The organism is Arthrobacter sp. StoSoilB20, assembly GCF_019977295.1.
GTDB lineage: Bacteria > Actinomycetota > Actinomycetes > Actinomycetales > Micrococcaceae > Arthrobacter > Arthrobacter nicotinovorans_A.
The window spans coordinates 2,695,602-2,708,297 of sequence record NZ_AP024651.1; the positions used below are offsets into that span (position 1 = coordinate 2,695,602).

Annotated in this window: 12 protein-coding genes; 2 read left to right on the top strand and 10 right to left on the bottom strand. The window is 63.8% G+C overall.

The annotated features are described in order from the left end of the window. Positions 1–22 precede the first annotated feature (22 nt). Positions 23–877 (bottom strand): shikimate dehydrogenase, encoded by an 855-nt coding sequence (locus LDN85_RS12130; RefSeq protein WP_091551907.1) that lies wholly within the window; start codon positions 875–877, stop codon positions 23–25. After that, positions 874–2,013, bottom strand: a complete 1,140-nt coding sequence (gene mltG / locus LDN85_RS21995) for an endolytic transglycosylase MltG (protein WP_346347048.1) — start codon at positions 2,011–2,013, stop codon at positions 874–876. Before mltG ends, LDN85_RS12130 begins: the two co-directional genes overlap by 4 nt. On the opposite strand from mltG, the gene LDN85_RS22000 reads away from it, so the two are divergent. Continuing rightward, positions 1,996–2,334, top strand: a complete 339-nt coding sequence (locus LDN85_RS22000) for a hypothetical protein (protein WP_346347049.1) — start codon at positions 1,996–1,998, stop codon at positions 2,332–2,334. The two genes, mltG and LDN85_RS22000, sit on opposite strands and share 18 nt — an antisense overlap. Before the next feature lie 365 nt (positions 2,335–2,699). Here LDN85_RS22000 and ruvX read toward each other — a convergent pair whose 3' ends face one another. From ruvX to LDN85_RS12165, 6 genes are all read right to left on the bottom strand, one after another. After that, on the bottom strand, positions 2,700–3,290 hold the full coding sequence (gene ruvX / locus LDN85_RS12140) for a Holliday junction resolvase RuvX (protein WP_026540815.1): 591 nt from the start codon (positions 3,288–3,290) through the stop codon (positions 2,700–2,702). Positions 3,291–3,292: 2 nt separating this feature from the next. Next, the gene (gene alaS / locus LDN85_RS12145) at positions 3,293–5,971 is read right to left on the bottom strand and encodes an alanine--tRNA ligase (protein ID WP_026546884.1); all 2,679 of its coding nucleotides are present in this window, start codon (positions 5,969–5,971) and stop codon (positions 3,293–3,295) included. Positions 5,972–6,085: 114 nt separating this feature from the next. Continuing rightward, complete coding sequence (locus LDN85_RS12150; RefSeq protein ID WP_026546885.1) at positions 6,086–6,316, bottom strand: hypothetical protein; 231 nt, start codon at positions 6,314–6,316, stop codon at positions 6,086–6,088. Positions 6,317–6,368: 52 nt separating this feature from the next. Next, positions 6,369–6,743, bottom strand: a complete 375-nt coding sequence (locus LDN85_RS12155) for a DUF948 domain-containing protein (RefSeq protein ID WP_026540818.1) — start codon at positions 6,741–6,743, stop codon at positions 6,369–6,371. 156 nt (positions 6,744–6,899) lie between these two features. Continuing rightward, positions 6,900–7,520 carry a 30S ribosomal protein S4 gene (rpsD, locus tag LDN85_RS12160; RefSeq protein ID WP_026540819.1) on the bottom strand — a complete coding sequence of 207 codons (621 nt, stop codon included), beginning with the start codon at positions 7,518–7,520 and terminating at the stop codon, positions 6,900–6,902. Between the two features lie 234 nt (positions 7,521–7,754). Beyond that, complete coding sequence (locus tag LDN85_RS12165; RefSeq protein WP_026546886.1) at positions 7,755–9,296, bottom strand: replication-associated recombination protein A; 1,542 nt, start codon at positions 9,294–9,296, stop codon at positions 7,755–7,757. 42 nt (positions 9,297–9,338) lie between these two features. Here LDN85_RS12165 and LDN85_RS12170 point away from each other — a divergent pair, with 42 nt between their 5' ends. Continuing rightward, complete coding sequence (locus LDN85_RS12170; RefSeq protein WP_026546887.1) at positions 9,339–9,935, top strand: Vms1/Ankzf1 family peptidyl-tRNA hydrolase; 597 nt, start codon at positions 9,339–9,341, stop codon at positions 9,933–9,935. On the opposite strand, the gene LDN85_RS12175 is transcribed toward LDN85_RS12170, so the two are convergent. Both LDN85_RS12175 and aspS read right to left on the bottom strand, forming a co-directional pair. Continuing rightward, a complete protein-coding gene (locus LDN85_RS12175; RefSeq protein WP_223943197.1) occupies positions 9,932–10,771 on the bottom strand; it encodes a GNAT family N-acetyltransferase in 840 nt (279 codons plus the stop codon). The two genes, LDN85_RS12170 and LDN85_RS12175, sit on opposite strands and share 4 nt — an antisense overlap. A gap of 88 nt (positions 10,772–10,859) precedes the next feature. Further along, positions 10,860–12,653, bottom strand: a complete 1,794-nt coding sequence (gene aspS, locus LDN85_RS12180; protein WP_026546889.1) for an aspartate--tRNA ligase — start codon at positions 12,651–12,653, stop codon at positions 10,860–10,862. Positions 12,654–12,696: the final 43 nt, after the last annotated feature.

Sequence of the window (12,696 nt, forward strand, 5' to 3'; positions counted from 1 at the left end):
CCAATCCTGCCATGTAAGGCTTCTAGAACACTCGCCGGGGAAGCCCGACTGAGTCGCACATCACATCTATGACGGCGGCGTCCACGTCACAACCGCTGAAGCGCCTGATCTGCTCGGCCGCCTGGTACATCAACATCTCCAAGCCCGGTACCACAGCTCCCCCATGGCCATGCCACACCTCAGCGAGGCGGCTGGGCCAGGGATCATAGGCAACGTCCAGAAGGACGCCGGCTCCTGTTCCCGGCAAGCCTGCAAGCTCCTCCGCCAAGGCATCGGCTGCCCGTGGCGGGAAGGTGGAGATCACCAGGTCCGTGCCCGCCACAGCAGTGGCGGCTTCGGTCAGCGGCCTGACGCTGAGGGAAATTCCGACGGCGGCAGCCGCCGCCTCAGCGTCGCCGGCACGCCCTGCATCCCTGACGAAGACATCGACGTGGCCGGCACCGAGTTCCTTGACCGCTGCAACTGCAGCGGCCGAGGTACCCCCACCGCCAAGGACAGCGGCGTGCGGCGTAGAGGCAACCCCTGCATACCTGACTGCTTCAACAATCCCGGCAACATCGGTGTTGTACCCCACGCGCCGGACCAGTCCGCCGTCGGGCTCGAAGACGACCGTGTTGATGACGCCCAAGTGGGCGCCTGCGCCACGGACTTCGTCGACTTCCTTGACCATGGCCGACTTCAGCGGCATGGTCACTGAGAGACCGCACCAGGAGTGGTCCCCACGAAGTGATTCCATGAATGCGGGAAGGGCATCCACCGTGACATCGATTGCCGAATATTCAATGTCTACGCCCAGCTTGGCGTAGGCGGCAGTGTGCAGGGCCGGGGATTTCGAATGCGAGATAGGGTGCCCCAGGACTGCGGCACGACGAATCACACACACCGTCCCGGGTTGGCCGTGCACCAGGCGTTGTATTGCTCAACATACGTGTTGTGCTCGGCCAGTGTCTTGGAGAACTTGGTCTCTTTGGTGTCCAGGTTGATGGTCACCCAGTAGAGGTAATCATTCTGGGTGGGTTTGGCAGCGGCATCGATGGCGGTCTTGCCCGGCGAGCCGATCGGTCCGGCGGGCAGTCCCACGTTGGCGTACGTGTTGTACGTGTTGGACTTGTCAGCTTTCTCCTCCTCCGTGAGGTGGAAGGATTTCTTGCCGAGTCCGTACGTCACGGTGGCATCTGATTGGATCAGGCCACTGGTTTCCACGTTGTTGGGCTTGAGCCTGTTGTAGATGGCGCCGGCCACGTTGCCGTAATCGGCCTGGCCGCCCTCAGCCTGGACAATGCTGGCAATGGTGACGGTGTCGTACTGCTTTGCCGGTTCCGTGATTCCCTGGGACTTGAGTTCATCAACCGTAGTGGTGACCAACTTCTGGATGATGTCCTTCGCTGGCGTGCCGAGGGGGAAACGGTACTCCCCCGGCGCCAGGAAACCTTCGAGGTTCTTGGCCTTGGAAGGCACGCCGAACTGTGCCGGCGCCTGGTTCAAGGCATTGAGTTCCTGCAGGGAGATTCCGGAGCCCTTGGAGATGGCTTCGAGGGATTCGTTGATGCGGAGGCCGGCACTCAGGGCGAAATACATCACCTTTGATGAGTCTTTGTTGACCAGCACATCCACGGCATCGGAATTTTTCATCTCGGTCCGGAAGGTGAACTCGCCCGGGGACAGCTCCCCGCCGTCGTTAAGGAATTCCTTCACGAACGCGTCGGCGTCGGCCACTACCTTGTTCTCCACCAGGGCGACGGCCACAGCCTTCGGTCCGGAGCCTTCGGGGACGGTGATACTGACCGACCCCGTTCCCGGACCCGGGTAGTCCGTTACTTTGTCCATTCCCAGCAGGGGCTTGAGGAACTGGGCACCAATGGCGATGGCGGCAACGAAGACTCCCAGCGTGATCAGCAGCGCAAGGACACGACGGCGGCGCCGGGCCTTCTTGGCCGCGGCCTTGGTTGAGGCTGATTGCTCGATTGGCGCGATGAGGTCGTGGTGTTGATCGTCATGGTGAAATTCGTCCACGTGGTGTTCGTCGTGGTGAAGTTCGTCCACGTGGTGTTCGTCGTGGTGAAGATCGTCGTGGTGGATCCCGTCGTGGTGGATCCCTTCCAGGGGGTGTTCATCATGGTGAAGGTCATCGTGGTGGATCCCATCGTGGTGGATCCCGTCCACAGGGTGTTCACCATGGTGAAGCCCATCAGCAGGATGCCCATCATGGTCATCAGCGTGGACTGTGGACCCGTGATGTTCCCCTGCCGCGTCCTGGTGAACCCCGCCCTGCCCGGGGTCAGCAGCGTGAGTCTCCCCCGGAACCTCATCGGACGGCTGGATCGCAACACCTGAATCGTCAGCGGATGGTTCATGGCCGACCGACTCGTGACCGGACTGCGCGGCGGGCCCGTCAGCAGGAATCGTTGCAGCCGAAGCGGGCTCCGCTGTGGGAACGGGAGGAGCGGCAGGCACCGGTGGAGCGGCCGAAACTGGTGGCGCAACCGGCGCGGGTGTCACGGCGGGAACTGGACGGGGCAGTTCAGTCCCACCTTCTGCCGAGGCAGCGGCCTCAGCGGCCTCTCCAGGTGTCGCTTCGGGAACGGGTACGACGTTGTGGTTCTGCGTGGCGAGGAATCGTTCCCGCGCCCGCAGCTCTTTGCGGGTCAGCGGCATGCCGCCGCCGGCGGTACCGCTGGAGGGGTCGTTGTTGACCGGGCTCACAGTTGCAGTCCCCTCGTAGAAGAATCGGGTTCACTGCCGGAGGCAGCCCGCAGCGTTGGGGCACTGCTGGGCTTTTCGGATTGCGCCGGTGCCTGCACTCGGCGGCCAACGTCCGTTCCTCTGGCTTTTTGCATGTCGATTGCGTGCTGAAGTATTCCAGCAGCGGCAACCTGATCAACCACTTTACGGTGGTTCCTGCTGCTCATGCCAGCTTCGTGCAGGTTGCGGTGCGCCGTCACGGTCGATAACCGCTCATCTACGAGGCTCACAGGGATGTCCAAACCGACCCGCTGAAGCTCGTCGGCGAGGAGTCCGGCATACGAAACCGCCATGTCGGCTGAAGCACGTTCCTCACCCTTCATGGTGCGGGGAAGGCCTACGAAGATTTGCACGGCAGGCAGTTCAGCGGCGTGCTTGACCACAACACGGACGTCCGAGTTCTTCTTGGAATCGCGTGCAACGGTCTTGAAGGGTGTTGCCAGGATCCCGTCGGGGTCGCAGATCGCCACGCCCACACGCACGGTTCCGACGTCTACCCCCAGTTTGATGCCCCGGGGGTAGACGCCACCGTCAGTACTTTCAGCCACCGTCAGCGCTTGGCTATCGCATCCACCACCGCTGTGAGGGCCTCAGAGACCTTCCCAGCGTCGGCGCCGCCGCCTTGGGCAACGTCGTCCTTGCCACCTCCGCCACCGCCGAGGATGCCGGCAGCCAGGCGAACCAGCGCACCGGCCTTCACTCCGGCTTCGCGGGCGGCCTCATTGGTGGCAATGAGGATCACGGGGCGGTCATTGCTGACGCCGGCAACGGCTACTGTGGCAGCTTCGGAGCCGAGGCGGCTGCGGAGGTCCAAGGCAAGGTTGCGGAGATCGTCGGCCCCACCGACCTGGCCGGCATCGTGGGCAACAACGCGCACGCCGGCAGCATCCTTGGCGGTGCCCACCAGGTTTGCCGCAGCAGCGGTCAGTTGCTCCTTGCGCAGGCGGTCGAGTTCCTTCTCCGTGGCCTTCAGCTTGCTCAGTGTGCTGGAGATACGATCCGCCAGTTGCCCCGAGGGAACCTTCAGAAGTTCTGTCAGCTCGGTCACCAGCGCGCGCTCAGCCGCCAGGTGACGGAAAGCATCCAGGCCGACGAAGGCCTCCACGCGGCGGTTTCCGGAGCCAACGGACTGCTCGCCCAGCAGTGAAAGGCTGCCGATAAGGGAAGTGTTGGACACGTGGGTGCCACCGCACAGCTCACGGGACCACGCGCCGTCGATCTCTACGACGCGGACTTCGCTTCCGTAGTTTTCACCGAACAGTGCCATGGCGCCCAGGGCCTTGGCCTCGGCCAGGCCCATGACCTTGGTATCCACCCGGTAGTTGTTCCGGATGGCAATGTTGGAGACCTCTTCGATTTCCGAACGCGTGGCAGTGCTCAGCCCCTCACCCCAGGCGAAGTCGAAGCGGAGGTAACCGGCCTTGTTGTAGGAACCGCGCTGGGTGGCTTCAGGGCCAAGGATCTGGTGCAAGGCAGCATGCACAATGTGCGTGCCGGTGTGGGCTTGTTCGGCTGCATGGCGTCGTTCACGGTCGACGGCGGCGCGCACCAGGGCATCGGAGGCAATCTCGCCTTCGCGGACAATCGCTTTGTGCACACTCAGGCCCTTGATGGGCCGCTGGACGTCCAGGACTTCGACCACGAAACCGTCGCCGGTGATAAGGCCTGTATCAGCGGACTGGCCACCAGCCTCGGCGTAGAACGGGGTTTCGTTGAGGACCAACTCAATTTCATCGCCCGTTGAGGCGTGCGCAACCGGTCGTCCACCGCTGACGATTCCGCGGACAGTGGACTCACCCTCAAGTTCGTCGTAGCCCGTGAAGACGGTCTCGCCCTTGCCCAGGAGTTCCTGGTAGGCGCTGAGATCGGCGTGGCCGCCCTTTTTGCCCTTGGCATCGGCCTGTGCACGCTGGCGCTGCTCGAGCATGAGGGCACGGAAGCCTGCCTCGTCCACCTTGAGTCCGGCCTCTTCAGCCATTTCGAGGGTCAGGTCGATCGGGAAGCCGTAGGTGTCGTGCAGGGCGAAGGCATCGGCGCCGGAAAGCGGAACACCGGCAGCCTTCGATTCGGTGACGGCATCCTCAAGACGGGCGGTGCCCGAAGCGATGGTGCGCAGGAACGCCTTTTCTTCGGCGTAGGCAATGCGGCTGATCCTGGCGAAATCCGTCTCGACCACCGGGTAGACGCCCTTCATGGCGTCGCGGGATGCGGGAAGCAGGTCCGGCAAGCAGGCCTTTTCGACGCCGAGCAGGCGCATGGCCCGGACAGCACGTCGAATGAGGCGGCGCAGCACGTAGCCGCGGCCCTCGTTGGAGGGTGAAACGCCATCGGCGATCAGCATCAGGGCAGAGCGGATGTGGTCGCCCACCACACGCATGCGGACATCGTCCGTGTGGTGCGGATCTTCAGGCGACTCGGCCGAGGTGTACTCACGGCCGGACAGTTCGGCAGCCTTGTCGATGACCGGGCGGACCTGGTCGGTCTCGTACATGTTCTCGACGCCCTGGAGGATCATCGCCAGGCGCTCCATGCCAAGGCCGGTGTCGATGTTCTTCTGCGGGAGCTCGCCAACGATGTCGAAATCCACCTTGGAGCGGACGTTCTCGATCTGGTACTGCATGAATACCAGGTTCCAGATCTCGATGTAGCGGGTCTCATCGGCCAGCGGGCCGCCCTCGATACCGTAGGCGGGGCCGCGGTCATAGTAGATTTCCGAGCAGGGCCCTGCCGGGCCGGGCTGGCCGGTGGACCAGTAGTTGTCGGCTTTACCCATGCGCTGGATGCGCTCGGCGGGGATGCCGGTGTTCTTGAGCCACAGCTCCTTGGCTTCGTCGTCTTCTTCGTAGACGGTCACCCACAGGCGCTCGGCAGGCAGCCCATAGCCGCCGTCGTCAGTGCTCGTAGTGAGCAGCTCGAAGGCGAACTTGATGGCGTCTTCCTTGAAGTAGTCGCCAAAGGAGAAGTTGCCGCACATCTGGAAGAACGTGCCGTGGCGGGCCGTCTTGCCCACTTCTTCGATGTCCCCGGTGCGGATGCACTTCTGGACGCTCGTTGCACGGCTGTAGGGGGGCTCTTCGCGGGCAGTCAGGTAGGGAATGAACGGCACCATTCCGGCCACGGTGAAGAGAAGGGACGGGTCGCTTGAAACGAGCGACGCGGAGGGAACGGCGGTGTGGCCCTTGCTGACAAAAAAGTCCACCCAGCGCTTGGTGATCTCCTGCGACTTCATTAGCTGATTACTTACCCTTCTCAATTCACTGCACGTAAGGTGCGCGGTACCGGCTGATGCCGTTCCGCAGTTTTCCATTCTGCCCTGTTGCGGGCGTGGGAGCGAACCGCTCCGCTATCGACGCCCCGCCCCGGCGTCGTCAATGCCCAGCGCTGCCCGAAGGTCCTCTTCGCGCTGGTGCATGCCGGTCCGGACTGCGTCGGCAAAATCAAACAAGCCGTCGGCCATCCGGCCCACGGCGCGGTTCAGGCCGTCAGGACCAATGTTCGCCTGGGCCTCGGTGATCTTCCGCAAGGCAATGACGCCAATGGCGACTCCGATGCCCATCCACACAATTCTTTTCATGGGGTTTTGTCTTCCTTTAGTTTGCGGCTGCTTGATCCGGCAACTGATCTGCTCAGCGGCTGCGGCGGCCGGAGGAAGGGGCGCGACGACCGGCGAATGCCGAACGCACGCCGTAGCTGAACGCTGCGACCTTGATCAAGGGAGAACCCACCGTGGCAGCCACCAGCGAAGACAGGGCGGAGATGTTGGCTGAGGCGTCGGAGACGTTCGAGGCGATGCCGTCAACCTTCTTCAGCTGCTGGTTGGTGGTGGAAACCGTAGCGGTCACTTCATCCATCAGGGGCGTGGCGCCGTCGCTGATGGACCGGATGGAGGTCCGGACCTCGTCAAAAACGCCGCCCAGCTTCAAGATAGGCACAGCCAACAACAACACAAGGAGCGCGAAGACTCCTGCTGCGATGAGGCCGGCGATGTCGCCACCAGACATAGAACTCTTCTCCTAGGGTTGTTGCATTGCCTTGCACCTGCCGCCCAGCGGCTTCGGACAAGGCCTCCCCAGTACCTTACCCACTTTGGAGCGGTACCTTACAGACAAAGAAACCCGCGGCATGTGCCACGGGCTTCTTTGATGCGCTGTACGAATTTAGCGAGCGTAGAATTCGACGACGAGCTGCTCTTCGCAGATCACGGGGACCTCAGAGCGCTTGGGGCGACGAACCAGGCGTGCCTGCAGGGCGTCAATCTTGACGTCCAGGTACGGCGGAACGTTGTTCAGAACGTGTGCGCCTGCAGCTGCCACCTGGAACGGGGGCATGACCTCGGAGCGGCTGTGAACGTGGATGAGCTGGCCTTCGCCAACGCGGAAGGACGGGCGGTCCACGCGGATGCCGTCAACCATGATGTGGCGGTGCACAACCAGCTGGCGTGCCTGTGCGATGGTGCGGGCGAAGCCTGCACGGAGCACGAGGGCGTCCAGACGCATTTCCAGCAGCTCAACCAGGTTTTCACCGGTCAGGCCCTTGGTGCGGCGTGCTTCTTCGAAGGCACGGGTCATCTGGGCTTCGCGGATGCCGTACTGGGCGCGCAGACGCTGCTTTTCGCGCAGACGTACGGCGTAGTCGGAGTCCTGCTTCTTGCGGGCACGGCCATGCTCACCGGGGCCGTACGGGCGGCGCTCCATGTACTTGGCGGCCTTGGGGGTCAGAGCGATGCCGAGTGCACGCGAAAGGCGTGCGGTACGGCGAGCACGAGTGTTGTTAGCCACTTGTGTCCTTCCAATTACTGCGGTGTGTCAGTGTTACTGGCCTCCATCAGGGAGAGCATCGGCCAACCGCTGCCTCTTGCTACTAGCCCGGGCGCACAGCACTCATGAAGGAATCTTCAGTGGGATTGTGCGTCGGGCCATGCCAGACAAGGATCCATCCTACCACGCACCAGCTGGTTGACGTCCTGGGTCCCCCGCCATGGAAAGGACTGCAAGGACCCTGCGCCAACGGCCCTACTCCCCACGCACGATCTTGCGGAGCCGTTCCAGCCGGGCGGCGATATCGCGTTCGGCTCCGTTATTGGTGGGCTGGTAATAGTCCTTGCCCACCAAATCATCCGGCGGGTACTGCTGGGTTGCCACCCCGTGCGGTTCATCGTGCGCGTACTTGTAGCTTTTGCCGTGGCCCAGTTGCTTGGCGCCGGGATAGTGGGCATCACGCAAGTGCATGGGGATACCGCCACCGAATCCTGCGCGGACATCGGCCACCGCTTTGTTCAAGCCCATGTAAGCAGCATTGGACTTTGGTGCGGTGGCCAGGTGGACCACGGCTTCGGCCAAAACGATCCGGCCCTCGGGCATGCCAATCAATTGCACTGCCTGCGCCGCTGCCACCGCCGTTTGCAAGGCTGTGGGATCGGCCATGCCGATGTCTTCAGCGGCCGAGATCACGATCCTCCGTGCCACGAACCGCGGGTCCTCCCCCGCTTCGAGCATGCGTGCCAGGTAGTGCAGGGCAGCATCAACATCAGAGCCCCGGATGGACTTGATGAACGCACTGGCCACATCGTAATGCTGGTCGCCGGCCCGGTCGTAGCGAACGGCCGCGGAGTCCAGGGCGCGCTCCGTATGGCGCAGCTCCACCAGAACCGGAGCGTCAGCTGCGTCGTCGTTCCCGATTCCTGGTTCGTCGTCGGCGTCTGTCCCCGCCTGTTCGGGCCCGTCAGCTTCCAGGCCCTCCCGGGGAGCGGCACTGGCACCGTCCGCAACGGAAAGTCCGACGGCGGCGCTGTCACCGAACGCTACCCCGGCGGCGGCTTCGAGCGCGGTCAACGCCCGGCGGGCATCGCCTCCGGAGAGGCGGACGAGGTGGTCCAGGGCTTCGCCGCTGAGCTCCACCCGTCCGGCAAGGCCGCGGGCATCGGCGACGGCCCGTTGCAGCAATCCCGAAATATCCTCATCGGTGAGCGGCTTGAGCGTCAGCAGCAGCGACCTCGACAACAGCGGGGAGACCACCGAGAAGGACGGGTTTTCGGTGGTGGCGGCAACGAGCACCACCCACCGGTTTTCGACACCAGGCAGCAGGGCGTCCTGCTGGGCCTTGTTGAAGCGATGGATCTCATCCAGGAACAGGACGGTGGTTTTCTTATAGAGGTCCCGGGCCGTCAAGGCCTCGTCCATGACGCGCCGGACATCCTTGACGCCGGCGGTGATGGCGGAAAGTTCAACGAACTTGCGCCCTGGCCCGCGGGCAATGACATGGGCAAGGGTGGTCTTGCCGGTTCCCGGTGGCCCCCAAAGGATCACGGAGCTGGGACCCGCCGGCCCGGCAGCCTCAGCACCGGCTGCCAACTGCCGAAGCGGGGAACCGTGGCCCAGCAGATGCTGCTGGCCCACTACGTCATCGAGGGTACGGGGGCGCATCCGTACTGCGAGGGGACTGCGCTGGGAGGCCATCCAGTGGGCATCGGATGGGCCCCGGAGGGAATGCGGCGCGGCGGGCAGGTCTTCCGACTCGTCGTCGTTGTCAGCACCGGCACCAAAGAGATCTTCCACATGGATAGGCTACTCATAGTTCCAGCAAAGGAGACATCCACCATGGACCGCCGAACATCAGCTCCGCGCCGGCACGCCACGCGGACAGCCTTGGTCTCCGCCGCGAGGCTGGCCGGTTGGGCGGATCGGTTCGCGGCTAGCCACGGCCCTGTCGTGGAAGATTTCGACGACGCCGGCCTGCTCCTTCGCGCGGCCGACGGCGCCACCGCACTGCTGAGGGCTCCGTGGCCTGCGGACGGGCGTCCGGGCAGGGGGCCAAACGAGCTCCAGCGCCTTGCCTCACTGGCCGCCCAGGAGCGAGGCCTGGGCTTGGTTCTGGTGCGCCGCGGCGGCTATGTTGTAGCCTCGGCGGGCGGCACCACCATCCTCGCTTCCAAGAGCGGCAACCGCTTCATTGATGCCAGGTCAACGGCAGAGCATGCAGCCAGGATCTTTGCCGCACATGTAGTGGAGTACATCGTTCCCGGCGGAGACAGGGCCCTGGTGGATCAGGTCCTCGCGCAACCGGCCCTTAAAGCGTTCACGGGCCGAACCAGGCTGCCCTTCCTGGACGTTCAGGACGTCAAAGCCGCTGGCCTGCAGAAAGCGGCAGCCGACGCCTGCTCAGTTCGGATCACCGTGACCGACCCCGTGGGCTAGCAGCCGCCAGGAGCCCGTTTCAGGGGAGCCTGCCGGTACAGATAGCTGCCGTAGGGGGTAAATCCGGCCTGGGAATACAAAGACTGCGCCCCATGATTGGCAGCAGTAACAAGGAGCCAGAATCCCCTGAGGTCCCGCCCGGCGCCGGCATGCAACAAGGAGGCCAGAACCTGCGCCCCATAGCCTCGCCTGCGATGGGTCCCTGAGGTCGCCATGCTGTAAATGCCTCCCCAGCCGTCCACCAGGGCGAGACGTCCGACGGCGGCGGGGACGCCGTCGTCGTCCCTCACCATGGCGTACAGGGCCGGGCAGGCAGTGAGGATCCTGTGGGCGACCGACAATTCGGCGTCACCACCCCGGCCGTCAACTGACCACCACACATGGAGCCACTCGGCGGAGGGAAGATCGAGGAGTTCCACCGTTGATGATCCCTGCGGCACGTCCTGGACGCCGCGGACCATAATCCTGGTTTCGGACTGCCTGGTGAAACGCTGCCGGTCAAGGACACTATTAAGGGCAGCATTACCGGTGTCGTCGAACACCTGGAAGATCAGGGGAAGCCGGCGGCGCCTGTACCACTCCGAAGCAGCCCGGACCGAGCGTTCAAGGCCGGCCGCCGCGTCAAGAGCAGGGCCTGCGTCAAGAGCAGGGCCTGCGTCGCTGCTGCCTCCTCCCCCTGCACTGTTGACCGGCCACACGGAATTGGCCCGCTGCGTCACACCGTTGGAAGCGCGGAGCACCCACTCCGCCGCAGCGTCGAGTACAAGCTCTTCACGCTCAAGGGCCGGCCATGCCTTGTCCATGAGATTTTCCAGGAATGCCTGCCCTACCGCCATATGGCAAGACCTTTCATCAGTCGCTAAAGGAGCCGGACACGGAAATGCCAAAAGCCCTCCACCGGAGTGGAGGGCCATTGGCTGCTACTTATTCGGACGCGGCGTCCGGCTTTGCTGCGGGCTTGGATTCGGGCTTGAAGTCCACGCCCGCCTCCTTGCGCTGCTGCGGGGTGATCGGCGCCGGAGCAGCCGTGAGGGGGTCGTAGCCGTTGCCCGACTTCGGGAAGGCAATGACATCGCGGATGGACTCCACGCCGGCCAGCAAGGCCACTACACGGTCCCAGCCGAGGGCCATTCCGCCGTGGGGAGGCGCGCCGTACTTGAAGCCCTCAAGCAGGAAGCCGAACTTGGTTTCGGCGTCTTCCTTGTCCAGGCCCATGAGCTGGAACACGCGTTCCTGCACTTCGCGCTGGTGGATACGGATGGAACCGCCGCCGATCTCGTTGCCGTTGCACACGATGTCGTAGGCGTAGGAGAGCGCGGACTCCGGGTCCTTGTCAAAGGTGTCCAGGAACTCGGGCTTCGGGGAGGTAAACGCGTGGTGCACAGCCGTCCATTGGCCACCACCCACGGCAACGTCACCGGAGGCAACGGCCGCAGCGGCGGGCTCGAACATGGGAGCATCCACGATCCAGACAAATGCCCAGTCGTTGGGATCGATCAGCCCGGTGCGGTGGCCGATCTCCACGCGGGCAGCGCCGAGCAGCGCGCGCGCTGCCGACTTCTCCCCGGCGGCGAAGAAGATGCAGTCGCCCGGCTTGGCACCGACGGCGTCGGCCAGGCCGTCGCGCTCTGCCTCCGTGAGGTTCTTGGCAACGGGGCCGGCGAGTTCACCGTCCTCCTTGAACAGGACGTAGGCCAGGCCCTTGTGTCCACGCTGCTTGGCGAATTCCTGCCAGCCGTCCAGCGTCCGGCGAGGCTGTGAGGCTCCGCCGGGCATGACCACTGCGCCAACATAGGGGGCCTTGAAGACACCGAAGTTGGTGTCCTTGAAGAACTCAGTGAGCTCCGTCAGTTCCACGCCGAAACGAAGGTCCGGCTTGTCGGAGCCGTACTTGGCCATGGCATCCAGGTAGGTCATGCGGCGGATCGGCGTGGGAACCTCAACGTCGATCAGCTGCCAGAGAGCCTTGACGATTGCTTCGCCCAGCTCGATGACGTCGTCCTGGTCCACGAAGCTGGCTTCGATATCCAACTGGGTGAACTCCGGCTGGCGGTCCGCGCGGAAGTCCTCATCGCGGTAGCAACGGGCAATCTGGTAATACTTTTCGAAGCCGCCAACCTGGAGCAGCTGCTTGAAAAGCTGCGGCGACTGCGGCAGGGCGTACCAGGAACCCGGAGCAAGGCGTGCCGGAACAACGAAGTCGCGGGCGCCTTCCGGCGTCGAACGCGTCAACGTGGGCGTTTCGATTTCGACGTAGCCGCGCTGGTGCAGCAGTTCACGGGCCACGCGGTTGGCCTCTGAACGCAGGCGCATGTTGCGGGCGGGGCCCGGACGGCGAAGGTCCAGGTAACGGTGCTTCAGGCGGGCTTCCTCGCCGACTTCAACGTGTTCGTCGATCTGGAACGGAAGGGGCTCCGAGGTGTTGAGGATCACTACCGTCTCAGCGATGACCTCGATGTCGCCCGTGGCCAGAGCCGGGTTTTCGTTGCCTTCGGGACGCTTGTTGACGGTACCTGTCACCTGCAGGACGTACTCGTTCCGCAGGCCATGGAAGACCTCTTCCTCACGGACCACCACTTGGGCGACACCGGACGCGTCACGCAGGTCAACGAATGCAACGCCACCGTGATCACGGCGGCGGCCCACCCAGCCGGCCAGGGTAACGGTTTGTCCAATGTGCTCGGAGCGAAGTGATCCGAGGTCATGTGTGCGCAGCACAGCATTCCTTTCAGCATGAAATTTATAGGGACCGCAGCAAAGA

Coding starts and splice junctions, on each gene's coding strand:
- LDN85_RS22000 (WP_346347049.1), top strand. CDS start 1,996: ATGGTGAAATTCGTCCACGTGGTGTTCGTCGTGGTGAAGTTCGTCCAC.
- alaS (WP_026546884.1), bottom strand. CDS start 5,971: ATGAAGTCGCAGGAGATCACCAAGCGCTGGGTGGACTTTTTTGTCAGC.
- LDN85_RS12150 (WP_026546885.1), bottom strand. CDS start 6,316: ATGAAAAGAATTGTGTGGATGGGCATCGGAGTCGCCATTGGCGTCATT.
- LDN85_RS12155 (WP_026540818.1), bottom strand. CDS start 6,743: ATGTCTGGTGGCGACATCGCCGGCCTCATCGCAGCAGGAGTCTTCGCG.
- LDN85_RS12170 (WP_026546887.1), top strand. CDS start 9,339: ATGGACCGCCGAACATCAGCTCCGCGCCGGCACGCCACGCGGACAGCC.
- LDN85_RS12175 (WP_223943197.1), bottom strand. CDS start 10,771: ATGGCGGTAGGGCAGGCATTCCTGGAAAATCTCATGGACAAGGCATGG.